The organism is Roseococcus pinisoli (assembly GCF_018413645.1).
In the GTDB taxonomy this organism is placed as follows: Bacteria; Pseudomonadota; Alphaproteobacteria; order Acetobacterales; family Acetobacteraceae; genus Roseococcus; species Roseococcus pinisoli.
Genome location: NZ_JAHCDA010000004.1, coordinates 367,755 through 392,076, shown reverse-complemented (window position 1 = coordinate 392,076; position 24,322 = coordinate 367,755). Strand labels below are relative to the sequence as shown.

The 24,322-nt window shown below is 69.6% G+C and carries 24 protein-coding genes and 2 tRNA genes; 12 read left to right on the top strand and 14 right to left on the bottom strand.

The features are described 5' to 3' along the window. Nucleotides 1-77 precede the first annotated feature (77 nt). The gene (locus KHU32_RS20175; protein ID WP_213671960.1) at nt 78-974 is read right to left on the bottom strand and encodes a LysR substrate-binding domain-containing protein; all 897 of its coding nucleotides are present in this window, start codon (nt 972-974) and stop codon (nt 78-80) included. Between the two features lie 103 nt (nt 975-1,077). Between KHU32_RS20175 and KHU32_RS20170 the strand changes: the two genes are divergently transcribed. Both KHU32_RS20170 and KHU32_RS20165 read left to right on the top strand, forming a co-directional pair. Further along, the gene (locus KHU32_RS20170; protein WP_213671959.1) at nt 1,078-2,781 is read left to right on the top strand and encodes an acyl-CoA dehydrogenase family protein; all 1,704 of its coding nucleotides are present in this window, start codon (nt 1,078-1,080) and stop codon (nt 2,779-2,781) included. Next, entirely contained in the window at nt 2,778-3,740 is a 963-nt protein-coding gene (locus KHU32_RS20165; RefSeq protein ID WP_213671958.1) for a Bug family tripartite tricarboxylate transporter substrate binding protein, read from the top strand. The genes KHU32_RS20170 and KHU32_RS20165 overlap by 4 nt, the downstream gene beginning before the upstream one ends. A 21-nt stretch (nt 3,741-3,761) precedes the next feature. Here KHU32_RS20165 and arsB read toward each other — a convergent pair whose 3' ends face one another. The 5 genes from arsB to KHU32_RS20140 all read right to left on the bottom strand — a co-directional run bounded on the left by arsB (nt 3,762) and on the right by KHU32_RS20140 (nt 7,949). Further along, a complete protein-coding gene (gene arsB, locus KHU32_RS20160) occupies nt 3,762-4,826 on the bottom strand; it encodes an ACR3 family arsenite efflux transporter (RefSeq protein ID WP_213671957.1) in 1,065 nt (354 codons plus the stop codon). After that, nucleotides 4,823-5,260 (bottom strand): arsenate reductase (glutaredoxin), encoded by a 438-nt coding sequence (gene arsC, locus KHU32_RS20155; protein ID WP_213671956.1) that lies wholly within the window; start codon nt 5,258-5,260, stop codon nt 4,823-4,825. Before arsC ends, arsB begins: the two co-directional genes overlap by 4 nt. Then, nucleotides 5,257-6,621 carry an FAD-dependent oxidoreductase gene (locus tag KHU32_RS20150; protein ID WP_213671955.1) on the bottom strand — a complete coding sequence of 455 codons (1,365 nt, stop codon included), beginning with the start codon at nt 6,619-6,621 and terminating at the stop codon, nt 5,257-5,259. Before KHU32_RS20150 ends, arsC begins: the two co-directional genes overlap by 4 nt. Nucleotides 6,622-6,623: 2 nt before the next feature. After that, nucleotides 6,624-6,995, bottom strand: a complete 372-nt coding sequence (locus tag KHU32_RS20145; protein ID WP_213671954.1) for an ArsR/SmtB family transcription factor — start codon at nt 6,993-6,995, stop codon at nt 6,624-6,626. A gap of 63 nt (nt 6,996-7,058) precedes the next feature. After that, a complete protein-coding gene (locus KHU32_RS20140) occupies nt 7,059-7,949 on the bottom strand; it encodes an SDR family oxidoreductase (protein ID WP_213671953.1) in 891 nt (296 codons plus the stop codon). Between the two features lie 101 nt (nt 7,950-8,050). On the opposite strand from KHU32_RS20140, the gene KHU32_RS20135 reads away from it, so the two are divergent. Together KHU32_RS20135 and KHU32_RS20130 are read left to right on the top strand one after the other, a co-directional pair. Continuing rightward, nucleotides 8,051-8,902: a helix-turn-helix transcriptional regulator gene (locus KHU32_RS20135; RefSeq protein ID WP_213671952.1), complete on the top strand. Its 852-nt coding sequence runs from the start codon at nt 8,051-8,053 to the stop codon at nt 8,900-8,902. Nucleotides 8,903-9,014: 112 nt separating this feature from the next. After that, nucleotides 9,015-10,601: an ABC transporter substrate-binding protein gene (locus tag KHU32_RS20130; RefSeq protein WP_213671951.1), complete on the top strand. Its 1,587-nt coding sequence runs from the start codon at nt 9,015-9,017 to the stop codon at nt 10,599-10,601. 74 nt (nt 10,602-10,675) lie between these two features. Here KHU32_RS20130 and KHU32_RS20125 read toward each other — a convergent pair. Further along, nucleotides 10,676-10,766 (bottom strand) — tRNA-Ser (locus KHU32_RS20125). A gap of 248 nt (nt 10,767-11,014) precedes the next feature. Between KHU32_RS20125 and KHU32_RS20120 the strand changes: the two genes are divergently transcribed. The 4 genes from KHU32_RS20120 (at nt 11,015) to KHU32_RS20105 (ending at nt 15,091) form a co-directional block, all read left to right on the top strand. After that, nucleotides 11,015-11,632, top strand: coding sequence for a sigma-70 family RNA polymerase sigma factor (locus KHU32_RS20120; protein WP_213671950.1), 618 nt, complete (start codon nt 11,015-11,017; stop codon nt 11,630-11,632). Beyond that, nucleotides 11,629-12,309 carry an NrsF family protein gene (locus KHU32_RS20115; RefSeq protein WP_213671949.1) on the top strand — a complete coding sequence of 227 codons (681 nt, stop codon included), beginning with the start codon at nt 11,629-11,631 and terminating at the stop codon, nt 12,307-12,309. Before KHU32_RS20120 ends, KHU32_RS20115 begins: the two co-directional genes overlap by 4 nt. Before the next feature lie 37 nt (nt 12,310-12,346). After that, a complete protein-coding gene (locus tag KHU32_RS20110) occupies nt 12,347-13,333 on the top strand; it encodes a Bug family tripartite tricarboxylate transporter substrate binding protein (RefSeq protein ID WP_213671948.1) in 987 nt (328 codons plus the stop codon). A gap of 453 nt (nt 13,334-13,786) precedes the next feature. Next, on the top strand, nt 13,787-15,091 hold the full coding sequence (locus KHU32_RS20105) for an O-acetylhomoserine aminocarboxypropyltransferase/cysteine synthase family protein (protein WP_213671947.1): 1,305 nt from the start codon (nt 13,787-13,789) through the stop codon (nt 15,089-15,091). 125 nt (nt 15,092-15,216) lie between these two features. Here the strand turns inward: KHU32_RS20105 and KHU32_RS20100 are convergent, their stop codons facing one another. The 3 genes from KHU32_RS20100 to KHU32_RS20090 form a co-directional block, all read right to left on the bottom strand. After that, entirely contained in the window at nt 15,217-16,227 is a 1,011-nt protein-coding gene (locus KHU32_RS20100) for an isopenicillin N synthase family dioxygenase (protein WP_213671946.1), read from the bottom strand. Continuing rightward, nucleotides 16,224-16,595 carry a hypothetical protein gene (locus tag KHU32_RS20095; RefSeq protein ID WP_213671945.1) on the bottom strand — a complete coding sequence of 124 codons (372 nt, stop codon included), beginning with the start codon at nt 16,593-16,595 and terminating at the stop codon, nt 16,224-16,226. Before KHU32_RS20095 ends, KHU32_RS20100 begins: the two co-directional genes overlap by 4 nt. 116 nt (nt 16,596-16,711) lie before the next feature. Continuing rightward, entirely contained in the window at nt 16,712-16,915 is a 204-nt protein-coding gene (locus KHU32_RS20090; RefSeq protein WP_213671944.1) for a hypothetical protein, read from the bottom strand. Nucleotides 16,916-17,409: 494 nt separating this feature from the next. Between KHU32_RS20090 and KHU32_RS20085 the strand changes: the two genes are divergently transcribed. Genes KHU32_RS20085 through KHU32_RS20075 form a run of 4 tightly spaced genes read left to right on the top strand, consistent with a single transcriptional unit; the run spans nt 17,410 to nt 20,401 of the window. Beyond that, entirely contained in the window at nt 17,410-18,462 is a 1,053-nt protein-coding gene (locus KHU32_RS20085; protein WP_213671943.1) for an ABC transporter substrate-binding protein, read from the top strand. Nucleotides 18,463-18,466: 4 nt separating this feature from the next. After that, entirely contained in the window at nt 18,467-19,471 is a 1,005-nt protein-coding gene (locus KHU32_RS23180) for an ABC transporter permease (protein WP_249681433.1), read from the top strand. Further along, nucleotides 19,465-20,268 (top strand): ABC transporter ATP-binding protein, encoded by an 804-nt coding sequence (locus KHU32_RS23175; protein ID WP_249681431.1) that lies wholly within the window; start codon nt 19,465-19,467, stop codon nt 20,266-20,268. Before KHU32_RS23180 ends, KHU32_RS23175 begins: the two co-directional genes overlap by 7 nt. Beyond that, nucleotides 20,255-20,401: a hypothetical protein gene (locus KHU32_RS20075; protein WP_213671942.1), complete on the top strand. Its 147-nt coding sequence runs from the start codon at nt 20,255-20,257 to the stop codon at nt 20,399-20,401. Before KHU32_RS23175 ends, KHU32_RS20075 begins: the two co-directional genes overlap by 14 nt. 101 nt (nt 20,402-20,502) lie before the next feature. On the opposite strand, the gene KHU32_RS20070 is transcribed toward KHU32_RS20075, so the two are convergent. The 4 genes from KHU32_RS20070 to KHU32_RS20055 all read right to left on the bottom strand — a co-directional run bounded on the left by KHU32_RS20070 (nt 20,503) and on the right by KHU32_RS20055 (nt 24,314). Then, nucleotides 20,503-21,480 (bottom strand): Bug family tripartite tricarboxylate transporter substrate binding protein, encoded by a 978-nt coding sequence (locus KHU32_RS20070; protein WP_213671941.1) that lies wholly within the window; start codon nt 21,478-21,480, stop codon nt 20,503-20,505. Nucleotides 21,481-21,774: 294 nt separating this feature from the next. After that, nucleotides 21,775-22,407, bottom strand: coding sequence for a dihydrofolate reductase family protein (locus KHU32_RS20065; protein WP_213671940.1), 633 nt, complete (start codon nt 22,405-22,407; stop codon nt 21,775-21,777). Nucleotides 22,408-22,537: 130 nt separating this feature from the next. Then, a complete protein-coding gene (locus tag KHU32_RS20060) occupies nt 22,538-23,470 on the bottom strand; it encodes a DMT family transporter (protein ID WP_213671939.1) in 933 nt (310 codons plus the stop codon). A 768-nt stretch (nt 23,471-24,238) separates the two neighbouring features. After that, nucleotides 24,239-24,314 (bottom strand) — tRNA-Lys (locus KHU32_RS20055). Between the last annotated feature and the right edge of the window lie 8 nt (nt 24,315-24,322).

Below are 24,322 nucleotides of genomic sequence, written 5' to 3'. Positions count from 1 at the left end.
AAATCGGCGCAGGCTTCGAGTTTCCGACACTTGGTGTTTCGGCGCGCTCTACGACGCAGTTCCGGTCCGCGCCGTCTCTATTCGCCTTCGCCCCATCCTTCCGCCGCTTGTTCCAGCAGCCAGTCCCGGAAACGCTGCAGGGCCGGTTCGCCGAGTCGCCCGGCTTCCATCATCAGCACGAAGCTCCGGGTCGAGCGGCGCAGGCCGGGCACCGGCACCACCACGCGCCCCGAGGCGAGGTCGGGGCCGATCAGCCCGCGGATGGCCAGCGCGACGCCCAGCCCTTCGCGCGCCGCATCGAGGGCGAGGCTGATGCTCTCGAAGGACGGTCCGGCCTCAGGGTCCGGGCCGGTGATGCCCTGGGATTCAAGCCAGCGCGCCCAGTCGTTCGGCCGCTGGCGCGAATGCAGCAGCGTCTTGCCCGCCCAGCGGAACCCGCCGTCTTCGATCAGCGAGGGGGCGCAGACCGGGCCGGTCTCGATCGGCAGCAGGCGGTCCACCCGGAAGCCGGGGCGCGGCCGGTCCTCCGCCACGGCGATCACGGCATCGAATTTCCCCGGCCGCAATTCGAGAGGATCGGCGCTCGTGGTCAGGGCGATCTCCAGCTCGGGGTGGCGCGCCCGCAGGCGGCCCCAGCGGGGGATCAGCCATCGGCTGGCGAAGAGCGCATAGGCACCGACGGTGAGGGGCACGGGCCGCGCCGCCCGCCGCGCCTCGGCCACGCCTTCCTCCAGCCGATCCAGGGCGGCGCCGCTGGCCGCCAGCAGCGCCGCGCCCGCCGGGGTGGGCGCCAGGCCCGAGGTGCTGCGCAGGAAAAGGGCGAGACCGAGCCCTTCCTCCAGCGAGCGGATCTGCCGGCTGACGGCGCCCGGCGTCACCGACAGCTCGTCCGCCGCGCGCGTGACGCTGCGGTGGCGGGCCGCTGCCTCGAAGGCGCGGAGGGCATTGAGGGAAGGGAGACGCCGATAGGTCATGCCGTGTTGAGCTTAGCTCAACACCCCCGGCCTACAAATCGATTGGCGGCGGGGGCGCTGCCGGCATACTGGGCGCCTCGAGGAAACAACCAGGACATACGCCATGCATCTGCGCCCCATCGCGCCGCCCTCCGGCGCCGCCGCGGTTCCGGACAGTCACGGCATCAACCTCTACCGCGCCGATCCCACCCTCTCGCGGCTGCTCGGCCTCTATCTCCCGGCCGATCTCGCCGCGCATCTCACGCCGCATCTCGATCGCCTGGGCGCGCTCGCGGGCGGCGAGCTAGAGACGCTGGCGCTCACGGCCGACCGTCATGGGCCGGAGCTGCACAACCGCTCCCGCCGGGGCGAGGACACCCAGCACATCGAATATCACCCCGCCTATCGGGAGATGGAGCGCCTAGCCTTCGGCGAATACGGCCTCGCCGCGCTGTCGCATCGCGGCGGCGTGCTGGGCTGGGACAAGCCCATGCCGCCGGCGGCGAAATACGCGCTCACCTACCTTTTCGTGCAGGCGGAGTTCGGCCTCTGCTGCCCCGTCAGCATGACGGACAGCCTGACGCGCACGCTGCGCAAGTTCGGCGATGCCGACCTCGTCGCCCGCTACCTGCCGGCGCTGACCAGCCAGGACCTCGACGCGCTCTCGCAGGGCGCGATGTTCATGACCGAGCAGGGCGCGGGCTCCGACATCAGCGCGACGGTCGTCTCCGCCTCACCGAACGAGGACGGCAGCTGGGCGCTGAGCGGCGACAAGTGGTTCTGCTCCAATGCCGATGCCGAGCTCGCCATGGTGCTGGCCCGGCGCGAGGGCGGCCCGCCCGGCCTGAAGGGCGTCTCGCTCTTCCTGCTGCCCCGGGTGCTGCCGGACGGCACGCCGAACAGCTACCGGATCGTGCGGCTGAAAGAGAAGCTCGGCACCCGTTCCATGGCGAGCGGCGAGATCCGGCTCGAGGGCGCGACGGCCTGGCTCGTCGGCGATCCGGGCGCCGGCTTCAAGCAGATGGCCGACATGGTGAACAATTCGCGCCTGTCGAACGGCGTGCGCGCGGCCGGCCTGATGCGCCGCGCGACCACCGAGGCGCTGTACATCGCCCATCGCCGCGTGGCCTTCGGCAAGCGCATCGCCGAGATGCCGCTGATGCGCCGCCAGCTCATGAAGATGCTGGTGCCGACCGAGCAGGCCCGCAGCATGGTCTTCCTCACCGCCGAGGCGCTGCGCCGCTCCGATGCGGGCGAGGAGGGGGCCTATGCCCTGCTGCGCATCCTCACGCCGCTGCTGAAGTTCCGCGCCTGCCGCGACGCGCGTCGCGTCACCGGCGACGCGATGGAGGTGCGTGGCGGCTGCGGCTACATCGAGGAATTCTCGGATGCTCGCCTGCTGCGCGACTCCCATCTCGGCAGCATCTGGGAAGGCACCAGCAACATCGTCGCGCTCGACGTGATGCGCGCCGCCCAGCGCGAGGGCTCGCTGCCCGTGCTGGCCGCGAAGATCCGCGAGCTGCTCGGCAATGGCCAGGCCCTGCCCGAGGCGCTGCCGGCGCTGGAGCGCGTCCTCGCCCTGGCCGGGGCGGCGCTGGAAGATCCCGCGCTGGCGCGCCAGGCGGCCTCGGCGCTGTACCACCTGACCTCGGCCGTCGCCCTGGCCTCGGAGGCCGAGCGGCTCGGCCTGCCCGAGCGCCTGGTGCTCGCGCGGCTGGTGATGCGCCATCGCCTCCTGCCGCGGGATCCGCTCGATCCGGCGGATGCGGGGGAGGTGCCGGAGGCGCTGCTCGCCGATCCCGGCGCCCTGGCGGGAGACGTCGCATGATCCGCCGTCGTATCCTCCTCGGCTCCGCGCTGGCGGTGCCTGTCCTCGCCACGCCGGCGCTGGCGCAGTCCAAGCCGGTCACGCTGGTCGTTCCCTTCGCGCCGGGTGGGCCCACCGACCTGATCGGGCGGCGCCTCGCCATGGCGCTGCACGACGCGCTCGGCCAGACCGTGCTGGTGGAGAACCGCGGCGGCGCCGGCGGCAATGTCGGTGCGGAATTCGTGATGCGCGCGCCGGCCGATGGCAGCACTATCCTCTTCGGCACTTCCGGCCCGCTCGCCATCAACAAGATGCTCTTTCCGAACCAGCCCTACGACCCGGTGCGCGACTTCGCGCCGATCTCGCCGATCGGCCGTATCCCCAATGTGCTGACGGTGAATGCCTCGGTGGCCGCGCGGAACGTCCAGGAGCTCATCGCGCTGGGCAAGCGCGGCGAGCGGCTGTCCTTCGGCTCCTCGGGCAACGGCGCCTCCTCGCATCTGGCGGGCGCGCTGTTCAACCGGATGGCGGGAACCAGCTTCGAGCACATCCCCTATCGCGGCACGGGCCCGGCGCTGAACGACCTGCTGGCCGGCCATATCGCCATGGTCTTCACCGACGTGCTGACCGCGCTGCCGCATGTGCGGGACGGGCGGCTGCGCGCGCTCGGCGTCACGACGGAGGCGCGCTCCTCGGTGCTGCCGGATGTGCCGACCGTCGCCGAGCAGGGCCTGCCGGGCTACGACGCCTCGGTCTTCTTCGGCCTCGTGGTGCCGGTGGCGACGCCCGCGCCCGCCCGCGAGACCCTGCGCGCCGCGACGGAGACGGTCCTGAAGCAGCCCGAGCTGCGGCGCTGGTTGGAGCAGCAGGGCATGCAGCTCGCGCCGGATTTCACCCCGGCCGCGCTGACCGCGCTCATGGCCGAGGAGACCGCGCGCTGGGGCGTGGTGATCCGCGAGACGGGCGCCCGGGCCGACTAACCCGCGGGCCGATCGCCGGTTTCAGCCGGCGATCTTCGCCCCCTCGGGCGCGCGCTTCCGCGGGGCGGCGCCGCGCTCGTACCAGGGGCGCGAGCGGCGCAGGATGTGCACCACCGAGAGCATGACCGGCACCTCGATCAGCACGCCCACGACGGTCGCGAGCGCCGCCCCCGACTGGAAGCCGAAGAGCGCGATGGCCGTCGCGACCGCAAGCTCGAAGAAGTTCGACGCGCCGATGAGGGCGGAGGGGCCGGCCACGCACCATTCCACGCCGAGGCGCCGGTTCAGCACATAGGCCAGGCCGGCGTTGAAATAGACCTGGATGAGGATCGGCACCGCCAGCAGCGCGATCACCAGCGGCTGGCGCAAAATCTGCTCACCCTGCAAACCGAAGAGCAGCACCAGCGTCGACAGCAGCGCCAGGAGCGAGAGCGGGCCGAGCCTCCGTAGCCGGTGCTCCAGCGCCGCGCTTCCCCGGGCGAGGAGCGCCCGGCGCCAGACCTGCGCGACCACGACCGGCACCAGGATATAGAGGACGACCGAGAGCAGCAGCGTGTCCCAGGGCACGGTGATGGCGGAGAGGCCGAGCAGGAGCCCCACTACCGGCGCGAAGGCGACGATCATGATGAGGTCGTTGAGCGCGACCTGCCCCAGCGTGAAATGCGGCTCGCCGTCCACGAGGTTGGACCAGACGAAGACCATGGCCGTGCAGGGTGCCGCGGCCAGCAGGATGAGGCCGGCCATGTAGCTGTCGATCTGGTCGGCAGGCAGCCAGGGGCGGAAGAGCAGGCCGATGAAGAGCCAGCCCAGCAGCGCCATGGAGAAGGGCTTCACCAGCCAGTTGATGCCCACCGTGGCGGCCATGCCCTTCCAATGCGCGCCGACCTTGCCCAGGGCGCCGAGGTCGATCCGGAGCAGCATCGGGATGATCATGAGCCAGACCAGCACGGCGACGGGCAGGTTCACCTCGGCGACCGTCGCCGCGCCGAGCAGACGGAAGACGTCCGGCGCGGCCTGGCCCAGCCCGATGCCGACGACGATGCAGAGCCCGACCCAGAGCGTCAGGTAGCGCTCGAAGAGGCTCATCGCGCCTCTCCCGCGACCGGCCGCCCGAGCTCGTCCACGACCTTCCCGCCGTCCTCCTTGGCGAAGGCTGCGCGTTGCGGGTCGGGCAGGATCTCCAGCACCGTCTCCGAAGGGCGGCAGAGGCGCACGCCGAGGGGCGTCACCACGATGGGGCGGTTGATCAGGATGGGGTGGGCCATCATCGCGTCCAGCAGCGCGTCCTCCGTCAGTGCGGGATCGGCCAGGCCGAGCTCGGCATAGGGCGTTCCCTTCTCCCGCAGCACGGCGCGGACCGGCAGGCCCATCCGGCGGATCAGCGCCGCCAGCTCTGGCCGGGAGGGCGGCGTCTTCAGGTACTCGACGATCTGGGGCTCGACGCCGCTGTTGCGGATGAGGCCGAGGGCGTTCCGCGACGTCCCGCAATCGGGGTTGTGGTAGATCGTGACGCGGGTCACCCGCAGCACTCCTTCGCGGCCGGGGCAGGGGAGGCGGCGCAGCAGGATCCCGCGGCGGCCGGCGCCTTGATCTCGATGACCGGGCGTGAGGCGGAGCAGACCCCGGTCTCCGGCAGCTCGAGCTCGACGCGCCGTGCGGCCTCCAGGTCCCCGGCCAGATAGGCGGCGATGCTGCGCACCTGCTCATGGCCCGTCGCCAGCAGGAAGGTGGGCGCGCGCCCGTAGCTCTTCATGCCGGCCATGTAGAAGCCCGGCTCGCCCGGGTGGCGAAGCTCGGCCTCGCCATGCGGGCGGACGGTGCCGCAGGAATGCAGGTTGGGATCGATCAGCGGCGCCAGTGCCGGCGTGGCCTGCACGGCCCGGTCGAGGTCGAGGCGAAGCTCACCCAGCATCGAGAGATCCGGTCGGAAGCCCGTGGCCACGATCAGGCGGTCGACCGTCACGCTGGCCGCCTGGCCTTCGCGCTCGCCCTGGACCTCGAGCCTTCCGCCCTTCTGCTCGATCCGATGGACGAGGAAGGGGGCGAGGGCCTCGATCCGGCCAGCCTCGACGAGCGACTGCGCCCGGGCGCCCAGGGCACCGCGCGCCGCCAGGCCATCGGCCGCGCCGCCGCCGAAATTCACCGCGCCGAGCGGGCGCCGGAAGGCCCAGAGGATGCGCGCCCCGTCTCCCAGCTTCACGAGGTCGAGGACGGTGTTCATCGCCGAATGGCCGCCGCCCAGCACCAGCGTCGTGGCCTCGGCGTAGGTCGCCCTGTCGGCGCCCAGCACGTCCGGAATGCCGTAGCGGATGTGGGCGCTCGCGGGCGTTTCCCCCGGTGCCGGAAGGCCATGGGCGCTAGCGGGGTTGGGGCTGGACCAGGTACCGGTCGCATCGATGACGGCGCGCGCCTCGATGGTGTCGGTGTGGCCATCCGCGCCCTCGACCTGCAGCACGAAGGGTGCCTCGGCGCGGCCACGGCCCGGGGCGCCGTCATGCAGCCGGTCGTGATGCCGGCGCGAGATCCCGGTCACCCGGGCGCCGTAGTGGAGGTCGACGCCGGCCTGGCTCAGCGCGCGCGCCAGGGGCTCGACATAATCGGCGACGAGCTCGTTGCCGGTGGGGAAGCTCGCCGGGGGCGGGGCCTTCCAGCCCTGTCCTTCCAGGAGGGCGCGTGCTGCCGCATCGACGTTGAAGCGCCAGGGCGAGAACATCCGCACATGGCCCCATTGCCGCACGGCCGCGCCGGGCCCGGCGCCGGCCTCGATCACGAGGGGCCTGAGCCCCCGGGCGGTCAGCTGCGCGGCCGCGGCGAGGCCGACGGGACCCGCGCCGATGATGGCGATGGGCAGGGCGGCATTGGTCTCGATCGAACTGGGCATGGTCAGGCCTCCGTGCGGGGGGATGGGGGGCAGCAGAGCGCGGCGATGGGGCCGAGGGCGGCATCGAGAAGCGGCGCGCAGACCTCGGGCCGGCCCCGGCAGCAATCCTGGAGGAGGAAGGCGATCAGGGCCCGGACGCCGTCGAAATTCGCGGCATAGATCACGGACCGGCCGTCCTTCCGGGAGGCGACCAGCCCGGCGCGGGCGAGGACCGCGAGATGCGACGACATGGTGTTGTGAGGCACGCCGAGGTCGCGGGCGATGTCGCCGGCGGGAAGGCCATCGAAGCCGGCTTCCACGAGAAGGCGGAAGACCCGGAGCCGGGTCTCCTGGGAGAGCGCCGCGAAGGCGTCGAGGGCGGTCTTTGTGTCCATATGTCGAGAATTATCGACATATAGAATGGCCGTCAAGCGGGATGCTTCCGGTGGCGGCCCTGGTCAGGCCCCGAAATAGCCAGGCCGGTCGATATCGGCGAGGAGGCCGGGCTGCTCCGGCTGCCATCCCAGCGCCGCGCGGGTTCCGGCGCTGGAGCTCGGCACATCCATGCCGGCGAATTTCGCGAACCAGCCGAAATGCCCGGCCGCCTCGTCAGGCGAAAGGGAAACCACCGGCACGCCGAGCCGGCGGCCAATCACCTCCACAATCTCCCTGAACGGCACGCCCTCATCGTCGACGGCGTGATAGGGCCCGCTCTCGACGCCGCGTTCGAGTGCCAGCCTGTAGAGGCGGGCGGCATCGAGCCGATGCACGGCTGGCCAGCGGTTGAGCCCGTCGCCGACATAGGCCGCGACGCCCTTTTCGCGCGCCAGGGCGATCATATGCGGCACCAGCCCCCCGCGATCGCCGGCGCCGTGGGTCGAAGGCGGCAGGCGCACGGCGGAGATGCGGACGCCGCGCGACGCGATGGCGGCCACCGCGGCCTCCGAGGCGGCGCGCGGGAAATCGGGGGAATGGCGGTCGGCCTCGGCCGAGACGCGGCCGGTCGCCAGGAAGGCGAGGACGGAGGTGACGATCATCGGCCGGGCCAATCCTTCCAGGACGGCGCCGATGGCTTCGATCACTCGCCGGTCGTCGGCGCAGTTCTGCGCGAACTTCGAGAAGTCATGGTTGAAGGCGGCGTGGATGACGGCGTCGGCCCGGCGCGCCCCATCGCGAAGGCTGTCCAGATCCTCGAGCGCGCCGCGATGGACCTCGGCGCCCAGGGCCGCGAGCTTCTCCGCGCCGCTTTCGGAGCGGGTGAGGCCCAGGACGCCATGGCCAGCCGCCAGGAGCTCACGGACGATGGCGGAGCCGACGAAGCCGGTCGCGCCGGTGACGAAAACATGCATGGAAGCGCCTCTCGATACGGTCGTGAGGGCGCATATCGGCCAGCGATCTATTCCATTAAATTAGTGATCTTATCCTGGTATAAGGACCAACAGGCTCTGCCATGCCCATCGAGAACAGGAACCTGCTGGGCGCCTATCTGAGGGATCGCCGCGGCCGTCTCGATCCGGCGGCCCTCGGCTTCCCGATCGGCCGCCGGCGGACGCCGGGTCTGCGCCGGGAGGAAGTGGCCCAGCGCGCCAATATCAGCCCTACCTGGTACACCTGGCTGGAGCAGGGGAGGGGCGGAGCGCCCTCGGCCGACGTGCTGAACCGCATCGCCGGCGGCCTGATGCTGACCGAGAGCGAGCGCGAGCACCTTTTCCTGCTCGGCCTCGGCCGTCCGCCGGAGGTTCGCTACAGGGCCGCCGAGGGCGTCACGCCCCGCCTTCAGCGCCTGCTCGACGCGCTGGAAGTCAGCCCGGCCTTCATCAAGACCGCGACCTGGGACGTCCTCGCCTGGAATCGCGCCGCAGCCGCCGTGCTCACCGACTACGGCGCGCTGCCGCCGGAGGGGCGCAACATATTGCGCCTGATCTTCTGCGACCCGCGCATCCGGGCCAGGCAGCACGACTGGGAAGGCGTGGCGCGCTTCGTGGTCGGCGCCTTCAGAGCGGATGCCGCGCGCGCCGGCGCCGTCTCCGAAGTCGGTGAGCTTGTGGACGAGCTCTGCCGGCTCAGCCCCGAATTCAGGGCGCTCTGGCACGACAACGACGTGCATGCGCATGGCGAGGGGCTCAAGCGGCTCCGGCATCCCGTGCTTGGCCTGATCGAGCTGGAGTATTCCGCCTTCGTCGTGGATGGCCGGCCGGATCTGGGCATGGTCGTCTATCAGCCGGTGACGTCTTCGGATGCCGATCGCATCCGGGCGATGCTCGTTGCTGCCGCTCCCGTTCCGGGGGAACGGAGAAGCTGAAGCTGCGATAGGGCCGCGCCACCGCGCCGGAAATGCTTTGTGCCGTGGCCCTGCATGATAGGCTCTCCCCAAAGCCCCCATCGTCAACGAGGGCTCTGCGAGGAATTGGCTCATGCAACGTCGTGAACTGCTCCTGGGCGCAGCTTCGGCCATGACGGTCGGCCGCCATCTCACCGCCCCCGCGCTCGGGGCGGAGCCCAAGACCCTGATCCACGTGCCGCAGGCCAGCATGGCCACGCTCGATCCGGTCTGGACCACCGCCGTCGTCACCCGCAACGCCGGCGCGATGCTCTGGGAGACCCTCTACGGCCGCGACGAGCGCCTGAACCCCCAGCCGCAGATGGTCGAAGGCCACAGGGTCGAAGACGGCGGCAAGCGCTGGACCATGCGGCTCCGCGAAGGGCTGATGTTCCATGACGGCGAGCCGGTGCGGGCGCGCGACTGCGTCGCCTCCATCCGCCGCTGGATGAAGCGCGACCTGGTGGGCCAGACCATCGAGGCGCGGCTGGACGCGCTCGAGGCGCCCGACGACCGGACCCTGGTGTTCCGCCTGAGCAAGCCCTTCGCCTCGCTGCCCTATGCGCTGGCGCGGACGCAGCCGACGCCGGTCATCATGCCGGAGCGGCTGGCCCTCACCGATCCCTATCGGCAGGTGCCGGAATTCATCGGCAGCGGCCCCTTCCGCTGGGTGGCCGACGAATACGTGCCCGGCAGCCGCGCGATCTTCGCGAAGTTCGACCGCTACCGCCCGCGCGACGAGCCCGCGAGCTTCTGCGCTGGCGGCTATCGCGTGATGGTGGACCGCGTCGAATGGCGCTTCATTCCGGACGCCTCGACCGCCGCCAGCGCCCTGATGAACGGCGAGGTCGACTGGATCGACCAGCCGCTGCCGGACCTGCTGCCGCTGCTGCGCCGCGCCCGCGGCGTCAGCGTGGAGGTGCTGGACAATTACGGCACCTTCGGCGCGATGCGGCCTAACAGCCTGCAGGGGCCGACCGCCGACCCCGCCATCCGCCGGGTGATGCTCGCCGCGACCGACCAGCTCGCCTGCATGACGGCGGCGATGGGCGATGACAGGTCGCTGTTCCGCGCCCCCGTCGGCTATTTCCTGCCGGGCACGCCCTCGGCCAACGATGCCGGCATGGAGGCGGTGCTCAACCGCCCCAACCTGACCCAGCTGAAGCGCATGCTGGCTGCCTCCGGCTATGCCGGGGAGCGGATCGTGCTGATGCACCCGACCGACCAGAGCTTCTACCACGCCATGACCAGCGTGGTGGGGGCGCGGTTCCGGGATGTCGGCTTCAACATCGACGAACAGTCGATGGACTGGGGCACGGTCGTCCAGCGGCGCGCCAGCCGGGAGCCGCTCGACAAGGGCGGCTGGTCGCTGTTCCCCTCGGGCTTCCCGGCGGCGGAGTACCGCGATCCCATCAACGCCACCAACCTCCGCGGCAACGGGGCGGCGGCTTGGTTCGGCTGGCCGGAGGATCCGCAGGTCGAGTCGATGCGCAACGCCTGGATGGACAGCACGGACGAGGCGGAGCAGCAGCGGCTGGACCGCCAGATTCAGCAAAGGGCCTTCGAGACGGTGCCCTTCATCCCGCTCGGCCAATACATGCCGCCGGCGGCCTTCCGGCGGAACATCACCGGCTTGCTGAAGGGGCCGGTGCCGGTGTTCTGGAACGTGCAGAAGGGTTAGGCGGATGACCTAGCCGAGGGATGCAGGCGCGAGCCTCAGGGACCTCTACGCAGGTCAGCGTCATGTTGGTCAGATGGCGGATGAGGTGGGATTCGAACCCACGATAGGCTTTTGACCTATACGCACTTTCCAGGCGCGCGCCTTCGACCGCTCGGCCACCCATCCAGAGGGCGCTTCCTTACGGGCACTCGCGCGCGGGGGCAAGCACCCTCTGGCGATTTTCCGCGCGTGGTGTCCAAGCCAGGGACATCGCCGCCAAAGGGGCCATCGCGGCGGCGCCGATCGGCATGGTAACCTCCGCCCTTCATCCGACGTAGAAGGGAACAGATGCCCGGACCGCATCCATCCTGGGACCCAGGCGGGGCAGGCTGTCGATCCATGCGCCCCCGCGGCGCGGCCTTGAGGGATGTACGATGTCGTCGGCTACCTTTCCGCTTCCTGGGCCGCTCCCCGGCCTGGCCCTTCGCCGGGTGACCGACGAAGCGGACCGCACGGCCCGGGACGAGCGCTGGGCCGGATGGATGCAGGCGGCCCAGCAGGGCGATTCGCGGGCCTATGAGCAGCTTCTGCGGGAATGCCTGCCCCTGCTGCGCGCCATCTGCCGGCAGCGCCTTCGGGAACCGGCCGAGGTGGAGGAGGCGGTGCAGGACACGCTGCTGACGCTCCATCGCGTCCGCCACACCTATGATCCTTCGCGCCCCTTCCGCCCGTGGCTGGCCGCCATCGCGGACCGGCGGGCGCTCGACCGCCTGCGCTCGCTCGCGCGGCGCCGCGGGCGGGAGGCGGATCTCGAGGCGGCGGAGCATGTCGGCGTGGCGGGCGATGCGGAGGCGCGGCTTCTCTCCGCCGACCTGCGCGAGGCGGTGAGGGAGCTTCCGGCCTCCCAGCGCACCGCGCTGCAACTCACCAAGATCGAGGCGATGTCCCTGGCGGAAGCCAGCGAGCGTTCGCGCATGTCCATCGGGGCGCTGAAGGTGGCGACGCACCGGGCCGTGCAGTCGCTGCGGCGCAAGCTCGGAGGCGAGCGATGAAGTGCCCCACCGAGGAGCTCGTCTCCCGTCTCGCCTGCGGCCTTCGCCCGGTGCGGAGGCTGCCTTCGCCCCTGGTCCTGCTGGTGCTCTGGACGGTCTTCTGCGTCGCGGTGGTGGTGCTGGCCCTCTCGGCCCTCGGGCTGCGGCAGCACCTGCTGCGGGACGCCATGGATCGTGTCGATCCGCTTTCGGTCGTGGCGGCGGCGGCGGTGGCGCTGCTCTCCGGCCTCGCGGCCTTCCAGCTCGCCCTGCCGGATCGCGACCGGCGCTGGGCGCTGCTGCCGGTGGCGGCGGTGGCGGGCTGGCTGGCGGTCATGGGATGGGGCTGCGCCGGCGATGTCGCACGCCTCGGCTGGGCCGGGATGAGCCTGGGCGTGGATCTGGGCTGTCTCGGCTTCATCGTCGGCCTGGGCGTGCCGCTGACCCTGGTGATCCTCTGGGCCACCCGGCATGCCGCGCTGCGGCCCCTCTCCGTGGCGGCGCTCGGCGGGCTTTCGGCCGCGGCCTTCGCGAATATCGGGATGACGCTGATCCACGAGGAGAGTGCCACGGCCCAGGTGCTCTTCTGGCACGGCCTCGGCATGACCCTGGTCGTGGGCGTCGGCACCCTGCTGGGGCGGCGGCTCCTTCAGGGCGCGGCGCCCGCCGATGGACCCTTGTCCTCCCGTCCCGGATGACGAGACTGCCGGCGGTTCTGACATAAGAGGAAACGCCATGACTGCCCGCACCACACGCCGGCTCCTGCTGGGGGCGCCGGCGCTGGCCCTGCCGGTTGCGGCCCGCGCTCAGGGAAGCGCCGCTTCCTGGCCCACGCGCCCCATCACCATTCTCGTCCCCAACCCGCCCGGCGGCGGCAGCGACTTCGCGGCGCGGCTCTTCGTGGAGGGGCTGACCCAGGCGCTCGGCCAGACGGTCGTCATCGATAACCGCCCCGGCGCCAACGGCAATATCGCGATCCAGGCGGCCGTCCGCAGCGCGCCCGACGGCTACACGCTGCTCATGCAGTATTCCGGCTACCACGCCGGCAACCCCGCCATGATGCGCAACCTGACCTGGGATCCGGTGCGGGACCTGCAGCCGGTCGGCATGGGCACCATGGCGCCGCATGTCATCGTCGGCGCGCCGAACCTGCCGGCCAACACCTTGCAGGAATTCATCGCCTATGCGCGCGCCAATCCCGGCAAGGTGAACTTCGCCTCGGCGGGCAACGGCTCCATCCAGCATATCGCGGGCGAGGTGCTGGCGCGCCAGATCGGCGCCCAGATGGTGCATGTCCCCTATCGCGGCGCGGCGCCGGCGCTGCAGGACGTCGCGGGCGGGCGGGTCGAGCTCTTCATCACCACGCCCTCCTCGGCCATCGGCCTCATCCAGGGCGGCCAGGTGAAGGCCCTGGCCATGGCCAGCGCGCAGCGCAGCCCGGGACTGCCCAATGTGCCGACCACCGCCGAGGCCGGCCTGCCCAGCTTCACCATCGATGCCTGGTTCGCCTTCTTCGCGCCGAGCGGCGTGCCGCGGCCCATCCTGGAGCGGCTGAATGCCGAGCTGCGCAAGCTGGCCCAGGACCCGACCGTGCGACGCCGGGCGGAGGAGGGCGGTGCGACCGTCGTGCCGATGACCATCGCCGAGCTCGACGCCCTGGCGAAGCGCGAGATCGAGCAGCTCGGCAACGTGATCCGCAGCGCCAACATCACCCTGGACTGAGCCTATAGGCGGCCGCGGGATTTTCCCCGCGGCCGCGAAGACACCGCGCCGGCAACGCTGGCGAGCCTGCGGGCAAGCTGGATTCCTAGAAAAGCACGGGCCGGCATGCGGAATTCCGCGCGGATCGCACCTATGGGCCGATCGTTATGTCGGCGAGATTTTCCGGTGAAAATCGTATTGAACAACAAAAAAATGTTTTATATGGTCGGCTACGAGCCGCGTGCTCGCCAAGCCGCCGGAGTTCCGATGCCGATTCTCACCTCCTTCGCGAAGCGCTGTCGTCACGATCGATGACGCCAGGGTGCTGCTCGACCGGTCGCTTCAAGCAAGCGTCCCGCGAGCTCCGTCCGCTGCGGCCAAGACCGTAGAATTCCGAATCCCGCAAAGACGTAACGACCACGCACGGCGCTCGCCCGGCCTCAAGGCCCGGCAGCCGGCTGAGGAGTAGAGATCATGGCCTATCGCCCCGAAACCCAGGCCCTGCACGCCGGCTGGCGCGCCGACCCGACCAACGGCGCCGTCGCGGTGCCGATCTTCCAGACCACCTCCTACCAGTTCGAGGATGCGGAGCACGCCCGCAGCCTCTTCGGCCTCGAGAAGCTGGGCTACATCTACACGCGCACCGGCAACCCGACCGTGGACGTGCTGGAGCGGCGCCTCGCCGCGCTCGAGGGCGGCGCCGGCGCGCTGGCGCTGGGCTCCGGCCAGGCGGCCTCGGCCTTCTCCGTGCTGGCGCTGGCCCAGGCCGGGGACAACATCGTCTCCTCGACCGACCTCTATGGCGGCACCTGGAACCTCTTCGCCAATACGCTGAAGCGGCAGGGGATCGAGGTTCGCTTCGTCGATCCGTCCGACCCGGAGAATTTCCGCCGCGCCACCGACGACCGCACGCGCGCCTATTACGGCGAGACGCTGCCCAACCCGAAGCTGGTGGTCTTCCCGATCGCCGAGGTCGCGGCCATCGGCCGTCCGCTGGGCATTCCGCTGATCCTGGACAACACGGCGGCGCCGCTCCTTGCGCGGCCCTTCGACCATGGCGCGGCGATCGTGGTCTATTCCGCCACCAAGTATATCGGCGGCCACGGCACCTCCATCGCGGGCGCCATCATCGACGGCGGCAACTTCGACTGGAAGGCGCATCCGGAGCGCCAGCCGGCGTTGAACCAGCCCGACCCGAGCTACCACGGCGCCATCTGGACCGAGGCCGCGCCTAAGCTGGGCATCCAGCCCTATGCGGCGGCCGTGCGCAGCTCCGTCCAGCGCGACCTGGGCGCGCCGCTCTCGCCCTTCAACGCCTTCCAGATCCTGCAGGGCGTCGAGACCCTGCCGCTGCGCATCCGCCAGCATTCCATCAATGCGACGGCGGTGGCGGAATGGCTGGCGCGGCGGCCGGAGATCCGGCGCGTCATCCACCCCTCGCAGCAGGGCGGCGAGGCCCGCGCGCGCGCCGACCGCTATCTCAGCGGCGGCTATAGCGGCCTGGTGGGCATCGAGCTGCGCGGCGGCGTGAAGGCCGGGGCAAAGCTGATCGACGCGCTGAAGCTCTTCTACCACGTCGCCAATATCGGCGATGCGCGCAGCCTCGCGATCCACCCCGCCAGCACCACGCACAGTCAGCTCTCCGAGGAGGAGCAGGCGGCGACGGGCGTGACGCCGGGCTATGTGCGCCTGTCCATCGGCCTCGAGCATATCGACGATATCATCGAGGATCTGGAGCAGGCGCTGGACGCCGTCGCGCTGCCCGTGGCGGCCGAGTGACCAGCCGACGCTGACGACGAAGCCCCCGGCCGCAAGGCTGGGGGTTTTTCGTTTCAGGGCCATGCTCCGGGCAAGAAAAAGCCCGCCGACCCCGAGGGGCCGGCGGGCTTTCTGTTGTTCACCGATCAGGCGCGCGCGGGGGCGAGCAAATCGGAGTGGTAGCGTTCGGCGACGTCGGTATGCGAGCGGAGCCGGCCCTTGAGGTAGTTCTCGCCCACGTTGCGGAAGAGCGGGTTCTGCGGATCGGCCGTGGGGCCCGTGGCCTCGGCGGCGAGGTGCGGGGGCAGCGCGAGGAGGGGAACTTCCGCGTCCAGCCGGGCGCCGAGGAAGAAGGCGATGGAAAGCCGGTCGCGCCCCTCGGGCGGGCTCACCACGCGGTGGATCGTGGCCTTCAGGTAGCCGTTGGAGGCCAGCTCCAGAAGCTCGCCGATATTGACGACGAAGGCGCCGGGGATGGGCGTTGCGTCGATCCAGCCATTCTCGCCCTGCACCTGCAGCCCACCGATCGCATCCTGGATGAGCAGCGTGAGCAGGCCGCTGTCCTTATGCGCGCCGACGCCCTGGTCGCTCTCGACCGTCTTGCGGCCGGGGTAGCGGATGATCTTCATCGACTGGTTGGGCTTGTCGCGCGTGATCTCGTCGAAGGTGTCCTTCGGCTGCTCCAGCGCCTCGGCGAAGGCGGAAAGCAGGCGGATGGCGACGGCGGTCAGCTGGGCCTGCCAGGCCAGCAGGGCAGGGCGCAGGGCGGGCTGGGCCTCGGGCCACTGGTTGGGGCCCTGCAGGCGCGTCCAGGGGGCGGCGCCCGGGGTCTGGGGCAGGGCTTCGCGCTCGGCATGGACGTCAAACTGCTCGCGCCAGTCCGGCGCGCCGCGGGTGAGCTCGCGGCCCGCGCGGTTATAGCCCCGGAAATGCGGCGAGTTGATCATCTCGACGGCGAGCTTGTCCTTCTCCGGCAGGGCGAAGAAGGCATTCGCCTCGCGCCGCACCTCGGCCTCCAGCTCGGCGGGAACGCCATGGCCCACCAGGTAGAAGAAGCCGACATTCCGCGCGGCATCGCGCAGCTCGACGAGGAACTGGGCCCGGTCCGGCCCGTCGATGCGCGACAGGTCGAGGACGGGGAGTGAGGCTTTGGTCATCGTAGGGTCTCCAGGAAAACGGGATTCGTCGGGCCGGCGCCGCGCGGAGCGGTCGTGAAGCCCGCGACGAAGCGGGTCATCAGGCGCGGCGCGCGCAGGATCTTCATGCGGCGGCGAAAGGGCGTGGCCCGGGCCGAGGCGAGGCAGGAGGCGGAAGAGCTGGCAACGGCCTGAACATGTCGAAAGGGAAGGGGCGCCTGCCGACGAAGGCGCGGGCCATCACCGGAAGCGTCGGAAAGGTAACCAGCGCGGCCGCGGCCGCATAGGCCGGCCCGTTGGTCGGAAATGGCGCGCGCGGTGCCGATGTCCTGCTTCTCCGCACCGAGACGGCGCGGGATGTGCTGCAGCTTCAGGGGTTCGTTACTCATGGGATCTCCCAGCGGGCAGGCGCGGGGGCTGTCGGGAACCGGCTCTGGGCGGGCGGCGCCGGCCTAGCGGCGCGCGGCCTCGCCGCGACATCGGGCCAAGGGGCAGGGCCGGAGGATCAGGAGAGCCATGCGATCAGTGCCACGAGCAGAAACACCCCCGCCGTCACCAGCGTGAGCTCACCGGCCGGGCGCCAGACCCGCGGCCCGTCGAATTCGCTGAGCATCATGTCCGCGGCGCCCTCATCCGGCTGGGCCGGGTAGAGATGCGTCGCTGGGGCTGTGCTGGCGCCATTCACCGTCATGTTTTGTCCAACACTCATAATCCAATCATGGATAGTGAATATATCGGGCGGCCTTGTCCAGGGGTTCGGCCAAATTCACCCGTTTCTCCGTCCAATCCGACTTCGGCAGGCTCTAGTTTAAGTTGCTGAAAATCCAAGAAAGACCTGCCGGCTATTTTCTCGTCGACACCGCGGGAGCAATGGGCGGAACCGGTGGTCCTCAAGGAGGCGTTCCGCAGACTCAAGAAAACCAAGCAATTTCAGCGCATTGATAATTACTAAAAATTTTAGTTTTAAAATGTTGACTCCAATTTTTGATCGTGAAAACTTTTCGGGGTAGCCGTCGCAACGTCGGTTCCAAGGCGGAAAGACCGAATGTCCTCCTCGCGCATTCTCCCGACCTGTCTCGCCCACCGCGCTTCCGACGCGAGCTGTTGACGCGCGCCTAACGGCCGGCCCCGGCCGCCCGCACGCCTCCCATCGCCAGACATCCCGTTCCTCACGCCGGCGCCCTGCCGTGCATTGGAGATTCCATGACTCAGCACAGCCTCCGGGGCCGCCGCGCCCTCCTCGCCGCCTCCGCCGCCCTGGCCGCCGCGCCGCTCGCGCCGGCCCTGGCCCAACAGCACAGCCATGCCGGTCACACGGCAGCCGCCCCGGCCGCCGGCGCGGCGCGGCTGCCCGAACGCACGAAGCTGAAGCTCACCTGGAACGCGACGGCCCTCTGCACCTCGCCCATCGCGGTCGCGGAGCGCGAGGGCATCTTCGATCGCTACAATCTCGACGTGGAGCTCATCAATTTCGGTGCTTCCACCGAGGCGCTGCTGGAGGCCATCGCCACCGGCCATGCCGATGCAGGCGTGGGCATGGCGCTGCGCTGGCTGAAGCCGCTGGAGCAGGGTTTCGACGTGCGTATCACGGCCGGAACCCATGGCGGCTGCATGCGGTTGCTCGGCGGCAAGGGCACCGGCATCACCGAGGATCTCGCGAGCCTGCGCGGCAAGACCATCGGCGTCACCGACATGGCCGCGCCGGACAAGAACTTCTTCTCCATCCTTCTCGCGCGGCACGGCGTGAATCCCGAGCGCGACGTGACCTGGAAGGTCTATCCCGCCAATGTCTTCGAGCTGGCGCTGAGCCGGGGCGAGGTGCAGGCCATCGCGCTGGGCGACCCGCTGGCCTGGCAGTTCCGCCGCCGCCTCGACCTGGTCGAGGTCTCGACAAACCTGCATGAGGATTATGCCCATCGCGCCTGCTGCGTGCTCGGCGTGCGCGGCAGCCTGATCCGCAGCAACCGCCCCGTGGCCGCGGCGCTCACCCAGGCGCTCATCGATGCGCAGCAGCTGGTGAACGGCAATCACGACCTCGCCGCCCGCACCTTCGCCGCCTATGCGCCCGGCGGCGTGAGCGTGGCCGAGATGTCGGAGATCCTGCAGAGCCACACCCATGGCCACAGCCCCGTCGGCGCGCAGCTGCGCGACGAGCTGCAGGCCTATATCACCGACCTGAAGCGCATCAACGTCATCCGCGCCAATACCGACCCGGCGCGCATGGCCGAGCGCATCTCGGCCACGGTCCTCAGCTGAAGCCATGAGCACCTCCCTCCCGCTCACGGATGAGGCGCCGCTGGCGCTTCGCTGGCCGGCCGTCTGGTGGTCCGGCCTCCTGGCCGCGGCCGCCTGGGCGCTGGCCGCCTATGTCACGCACCACTTTCCCGACCAGTCGGAGATCGTGGAATGGACGCAGACGGGCAATTTCGCGGTGGCCCAGGCGCTGGTCGCCGCGGCCTTCCTGCTGCTGGCCTTCACCGCGCGGCTGATTCCGCCGCTGTTCCGGCGCGTCCAGGGCCTCGGCCCCTGGTTCGTCGCGCTGGGGCTGTTCCTGGCGGCCTGGCAGGCGGTGACGGCGAAGTTCTCGCTGCTGCCCATGCCCTTCTTCGTGCCGCCGCAGCAGCTGATCGAGGTGTATCAGGACGACTGGGTGCGGCTGGGGGAAAGCGTGCTCGCCTCACTCTGGCTGCTGGCGCGGGGCTATGCGCTGGGGGCCGGGATCGGCTTCCTCGTGGGCCTCGGGCTCGGCTGGTCGCCGCGCTTCGGCTACTGGGCGCATCCCGTGATGCGCCTGGTCGGGCCGCTGCCGGCGACGGCCTGGCTGCCGCTGGCCTTCTTCCTCTTCCCGTCCTCGGCGAGCGCCAGCACCTTCCTCATCGCGCTGGCCACGGGCTTTCCGGTCGCGGTCCTCACCTGGTCGGGCGTCGCCTCCGTGAACCCCGACTTCTACGACGTGGCGCGGACGCTGGGCGCGAAGCAGCGCTTCCTGGTGCTGAAGGTCGCGGTCCCGGCAGCGCTGCCGCATGTCTTCGTGGGGCTGTTCATGGGCCTGGGCGCCAGCTTCGCCGTGCTGGTCGTGGCGGAAATGCTGGGCGTGCGCGCGGGCCTCGGCTGGTATCTGAGCTGGGCGCAGGGCTGGGCGGCCTATGGCAACATGTACGCCGCGCTGCTGGTGATGGCGCTGATGTGCTCGGGCCTCATCACGTTGCTCTTCAAGCTGCGCGACCGGCTGCTCTCCTGGCAGAAGGGGGTGGTGAAATGGTGAGCGCCGCAACCCTCGAGCGCCCGGCCTCGGCGCTGCCGGCCGGCTCGGCGCTGGACCTGCGTCATGTCAGCCACGCCTATCAGCTGAAGGGCGAGCCCCTGCCGGTGCTCGACGACGTGTCGCTGACTGCCGCGCCCGGCGAGTTCGTGGCGCTGCTCGGCCCCTCCGGCTGCGGCAAATCCACCCTGCTGCGGCTGGTCGCTGGGCTGGAGCCGCCGGCGCGGGGCGAGCTCTTCGTCGACGGCGCGCCCGTCACCGGCCCGGACCCGTCGCGCGTCGTGGTCTTCCAGGATCCGACCCTCTACCCCTGGCGGACCGTCTGGCGGAACGCTGCACTGGGGCTGGAGGCGCGCGGGCTGCTGAAGAGCCAGCGCGGCCGCGTGGACGCCGCGCTGACGCTGGTGGGGCTGGACGGCTTCGCCTCGGCCTATCCGCATCAGCTTTCGGGCGGCATGGCCCAGCGCGCGGCGCTGGCCCGTGCCCTGGTGAACGAGCCCCGGCTGCTCATCCTCGACGAGCCGCTCGGCAAGCTCGACAGCCTGACCCGCATCGCCATGCAGGGCGAGCTGGTGCGCCTCTGGCAGCGGCAAAACTTCACCACCCTGCTGGTGACGCATGACGTGGAGGAGGCGCTGCTGCTGGCGACGCGCGTGGTGGTCTTCAGCCCGCGTCCGGCCCGTATCCGCGCGGAGGTGCCGGTGGACCTGCCTTACCCGCGCCACCGCGACGATCCGCGCCTGGTGGAGCTTCGCCGCGAAGTCCTCGCGCTGCTGGGCGTGGGCGATGCGACGGGCTGACACGGCCGTCGCCGGCGTCCTTGCGCTGGCCCTGGCGGCGAGCGCGATCGCGCTGGCCGAGGCGGGCAGCAAGGGGCTGCCCGAGGATGTGATCTGCCGGGTGGGCGTGGAAAGGGGCGCGCCTGCCCGATAGGGCGTCACCCGATCGTGCCGTTGCGCATGGTCGGGTGACGAGGCTTTGAGAGAGGGCGCCCGCGCGATGGTCAGGCCGTCGCGCGGGCGCCAGTTCCGCCCTTAGTCGAGCTGGATGTTAAGGTCGCGGATGATCGGCGCCCAGCGTGCCTCTTCCTCCTGGATCATCCGGGCCATGTCCTGCTGCCCGCGGAAGACGGCATTCTGGCCCTGGGTGGCGAAGACGGACTGGATGTCGGGATCGGCCACCGCGCGGCGGAAGGCGTCCTCCAGCCGAGCGAGTACCGGCGCGGGCGTTCCGGCCGGCGCCACGAAGCCCTGCCAGCTCGGCACCACCAGATCCGGATAGCCCTGCTCGACGGCCGTCGGCACCGTGTTCAGGGCCGGATGGCGCTCGCGCCCGAGGAAGGCGATGGCGCGCACGAGGCCCGCATCCACCTGCGGCTTGGCGAGGCTGATCGCGTCCATCATCAGCTGGATACGGCCGCCCAGCATGTCCTGCAGGGCAGGGGCGCTGCCGCGGTACGGAACGTGCGAGATGTCCAGGTTCATCTGGTTGCGGAACAGCTCGAAGCCGAGATGGGTGATGCCGCCGGCGCCGCCCGAGCCGAAGTTCAGCTCGCCCGGGCGGCGGCGCGCATATTCGATGAACTCGGGCAGCGTGCGCACCGGCAGGCTCGCCGGGATCATCATGAACAGCGCGCTCTGCGTGACGGTGACGAGCGGCACCAGGTCGCGCTTCGCGTTGAAGGGCAGGTTGCGATACAGCAGCGGGTTCATCGCGATGACGCTGTTGTTCACATGGCCGAAGGTATAGCCGTCCGGCGCGCTCTTCGCGACGGCGTCCAGGCCGAGGTTGCCGTTCGCGCCGCCGCGATTCTCCACCACGAAGGGCTGGCCGAGCAGCGGCTGCAGCTTCTGCGCCAGCGGGCGGGCGACGAGGTCGGAGCCGCCACCCGGCGCGAAGCCGACGATGATGCGGACGGGGCGGGTCGGATAGTCCTGCGCGCGGGCGCTCACGAGGGGCGGGGTGGCGAGCGTGGCCGCAGCGGCTGCGGTCAGAAAAGTACGGCGTTGCAAGCGTTTTCTCCATCGTCCGGCCGCATGTTCGGGCCGGTGAGACGGCAAACTAAATAGCCTGCAACCGGCTGTATACCCGACCGGATTTGCCTTCGCAGAGCGAAGCAGAAGCCGCGCTTGAACGTTCGCGAAGCGGCTTGAAAAACGGAAGATGGGCGGAAGGGAATGTGGGCGCTGCCCGAACCTGCGACCCGCTGATTAGGAATTTAGAATTGCCCGCCAGGAGGCCCCCCGGAACAGCTGATCCTGCGTGCGGGCAAGCAGCCTTCGAGTTGGGCCGTGCGATGACACGGGTCAGCGTTTTAGCATGACGTGCGTCGCCAGCTCCGTCGGGACCGCCTCCGTCACCCGATATCCGAGACCGGGCAGGTCAATGCCTGCGAACAGGGATTCACCACGGCCCAGAAAGACGGGCGACATTGCCAGATGCATCTCGTCGATCGCGCCGGCGAGCAGGTACTGACGGACCGTCGAAACGCCGCCGCCGATCTTCACGTCCAGCTCGCCCGCGGCGGCCTTGGCCTGAGCGAGTGCAGCTTCGATCCCGCCGGTGACGAAATGGAAAGTCGTCCCGCCCTCCATCACGATGGGGCCCCGTGCGTGGTGAGTCAGGATGTAGGTCGGCGCGTGATACGGCGGATCATCGCCCCACCAGCCTTTCCAGTCAGGCCCGCCCCAATCGTCGCCGGCAGGCCCGAACATGTTGCGACCGAGGATAAAGGCGCCGAAGCCTTCCATCGCGGCGCTTGCGAAGCGATCGTCCGTCCCGCCGTCCTTCCCGATCATCGATCGAAAGGCCCGGGTCGGGTAGAACCAATTCATCAGCTCCCCGCCCCGCTTGCCGAGCGGATGTTCCAGGCTCTGGTCCGGACCGGCGCCGAAGCCGTCGGTGGATACCGCAAAACCCGTTACGCGCACCTTGCCCATTGGTGACCTCCGTCCAGTCGTGAACTCGTCGGCGCAAGAGTGTTAGTCGGCGCCAGCTCGGGCGGCTGACTGGCTATTCTTACCGCAAAAACGCCCGCCCCCGCGAGGAAGACGGGCGGCGCGCGTTCTCTTAGGCCGTTTTGGGCCGAAATTTTCTCATGACCCGGCCGTCGATGGCGGCGAGTGCCATGCCGATCAGCATCATGCCGATGACCTGCTTGGTATCGAGGCGTTCGCCCAGCACCAACGCACCGAGCAGAATGGCGCTGACCGGAATGAGAAAAGTCACCAGCATCAGGTTGGTGGTGCCGGCGGTGGCGAGAATACGGAAATAGAGCACGTAAGCCAGCGCGGTGGAGAGAGCTGCAATTCCGAGCACCGCTGCCCACACCGACAAGCCCGGCATTGCAAGCGTCCAGGGATGGTCAACGAACAGCGCGATCGGCATCAACATCAGCGTGGAGGCCGTGACCTGGCCGGTGGCGGTAATCATCGGCGCCACGCCCAACCGGCGGAAACGACGGCCGAACAGCGCTGCAAAGGCATAGGAAATCGCGGCGCCCAGCACGGCCAGCTGGGCCAGGATCGTTGCGCCTAATCCGTCGAACACCTGAGGACCGATCATCACAGTTACGCCGATCAGGCCGATCACCACGCCTGCGAGGCGGTTGCCGGTCATTTTCTCCTCAGCCGTGAGGAAATGCACAACGATCACTGTCCAAAGCGGCGTGGTGGCGTTGAGGATCGCGGCAAGGCCGGAGTCGATTTGGGTCTGACCCCAGACGATTAGGCAGAAGGGCACGGCATTGTTGAGAAAGCCCATACCGAAAAAAGCGACCCAGCTGCGAGCATCCGTCGGAAGCCGCAGGCCCATCAGCGGGATTGTTGCATTGAGGATGAGCGCAGCGCCGGCGACGCGTAGGAGCACCAGTGTGAAGGGTGGCAAGGCTTGCAAGGCGATATCGGTGAAGAAGAACGATCCACCCCACAACGCGGAAAGCGCAATCAGCATTCCCCATTCGTGCGAGGTCATTGGGCGGTTGATGATGGGGGCAGCGGTCATGGTTACGGTCCCTTGAGCTTCGCTGCACCTGTGCGATGCGGACACGCGGCCCGCACTCCGCCTATTGCTGTCCAATCAAAGTATCATCGCCGATGGTAATGGCGTCGCCGGCCTTGCCTGGGTCGGTTGTTGGCAGGCCATGACCAGCACGAGGATTGTGTGAGCTCCGCGAGCGACATTCGGGTCTCTCGGGTTCATATCCAGGCTTGAAGCACCATAAGCGGCGTTGCCACAAACATTCTCAATCGGTCTCTTAAGGCGGCCGTGGATGCCGCCATCAGGTGCGATAGCCGGCGGCCGAGGGCGGGACGGCATGTGGCGTACGGAGGCGAGCGCCCGCGCGCTGGAGGATGACCTCAGCGCGCTCTATCCGGGCAGACCGCCCTCTGGGAAACTCGCGCCTAAGACCCAGAAGCTCTACAGATATCACTCGGACGGCCGCGCGGGCGCTTCCTCGGCAATATGAGGGGCGGCCCTTCCAGGCCAATGCCACCCTGCAGACTCTACGGTCATGCTGGCGATAGCCGGGGGCACTGTCCCGCAGATTGCAGCTCTGTCGACCAGATGCGGAAGATCCTGGACGTCTATCTGCCCCGGCGTGGCGAAGTAGCCCTCGGTGGTGTCGAGAAATGGGAGAAGGCGCCGCCTGCGGTCAGCAATGTAGTGGTTCTGACGGCACTGAAGGCGCGCAAGCCAACTAATTATGGAACGTTCCAAAACTTTACCCCGTGCGGAGTAAATGTTCGGCGGTAAAGATAAGGGAGGAAGTGGTGGGCGCTGTAGGGCTCGAACCTACGACCCGCTGATTAAGAGTCAGCTGCTCTACCAACTGAGCTAAGCGCCCGCCGTGAG

Excerpts from the sequence above, each read along its gene's own strand:
- KHU32_RS20175 (WP_213671960.1), bottom strand. The coding sequence starts at position 974 with ATGACCTATCGGCGTCTCCCTTCCCTCAATGCCCTCCGCGCCTTCGAG.
- KHU32_RS20170 (WP_213671959.1), top strand. The coding sequence starts at position 1,078 with ATGCATCTGCGCCCCATCGCGCCGCCCTCCGGCGCCGCCGCGGTTCCG.
- KHU32_RS20165 (WP_213671958.1), top strand. The coding sequence starts at position 2,778 with ATGATCCGCCGTCGTATCCTCCTCGGCTCCGCGCTGGCGGTGCCTGTC.
- arsB (WP_213671957.1), bottom strand. The coding sequence starts at position 4,826 with ATGAGCCTCTTCGAGCGCTACCTGACGCTCTGGGTCGGGCTCTGCATC.
- KHU32_RS20150 (WP_213671955.1), bottom strand. The coding sequence starts at position 6,621 with ATGCCCAGTTCGATCGAGACCAATGCCGCCCTGCCCATCGCCATCATC.
- KHU32_RS20145 (WP_213671954.1), bottom strand. The coding sequence starts at position 6,995 with ATGGACACAAAGACCGCCCTCGACGCCTTCGCGGCGCTCTCCCAGGAG.
- KHU32_RS20140 (WP_213671953.1), bottom strand. The coding sequence starts at position 7,949 with ATGCATGTTTTCGTCACCGGCGCGACCGGCTTCGTCGGCTCCGCCATC.
- KHU32_RS20135 (WP_213671952.1), top strand. The coding sequence starts at position 8,051 with ATGCCCATCGAGAACAGGAACCTGCTGGGCGCCTATCTGAGGGATCGC.
- KHU32_RS20130 (WP_213671951.1), top strand. The coding sequence starts at position 9,015 with ATGCAACGTCGTGAACTGCTCCTGGGCGCAGCTTCGGCCATGACGGTC.
- KHU32_RS20120 (WP_213671950.1), top strand. The coding sequence starts at position 11,015 with ATGTCGTCGGCTACCTTTCCGCTTCCTGGGCCGCTCCCCGGCCTGGCC.
- KHU32_RS20115 (WP_213671949.1), top strand. The coding sequence starts at position 11,629 with ATGAAGTGCCCCACCGAGGAGCTCGTCTCCCGTCTCGCCTGCGGCCTT.
- KHU32_RS20110 (WP_213671948.1), top strand. The coding sequence starts at position 12,347 with ATGACTGCCCGCACCACACGCCGGCTCCTGCTGGGGGCGCCGGCGCTG.
- KHU32_RS20105 (WP_213671947.1), top strand. The coding sequence starts at position 13,787 with ATGGCCTATCGCCCCGAAACCCAGGCCCTGCACGCCGGCTGGCGCGCC.
- KHU32_RS20100 (WP_213671946.1), bottom strand. The coding sequence starts at position 16,227 with ATGACCAAAGCCTCACTCCCCGTCCTCGACCTGTCGCGCATCGACGGG.
- KHU32_RS20095 (WP_213671945.1), bottom strand. The coding sequence starts at position 16,595 with ATGAGTAACGAACCCCTGAAGCTGCAGCACATCCCGCGCCGTCTCGGT.
- KHU32_RS20090 (WP_213671944.1), bottom strand. The coding sequence starts at position 16,915 with ATGAGTGTTGGACAAAACATGACGGTGAATGGCGCCAGCACAGCCCCA.
- KHU32_RS20085 (WP_213671943.1), top strand. The coding sequence starts at position 17,410 with ATGACTCAGCACAGCCTCCGGGGCCGCCGCGCCCTCCTCGCCGCCTCC.
- KHU32_RS23180 (WP_249681433.1), top strand. The coding sequence starts at position 18,467 with ATGAGCACCTCCCTCCCGCTCACGGATGAGGCGCCGCTGGCGCTTCGC.
- KHU32_RS23175 (WP_249681431.1), top strand. The coding sequence starts at position 19,465 with ATGGTGAGCGCCGCAACCCTCGAGCGCCCGGCCTCGGCGCTGCCGGCC.
- KHU32_RS20075 (WP_213671942.1), top strand. The coding sequence starts at position 20,255 with ATGCGACGGGCTGACACGGCCGTCGCCGGCGTCCTTGCGCTGGCCCTG.
- KHU32_RS20065 (WP_213671940.1), bottom strand. The coding sequence starts at position 22,407 with ATGGGCAAGGTGCGCGTAACGGGTTTTGCGGTATCCACCGACGGCTTC.
- KHU32_RS20060 (WP_213671939.1), bottom strand. The coding sequence starts at position 23,470 with ATGACCGCTGCCCCCATCATCAACCGCCCAATGACCTCGCACGAATGG.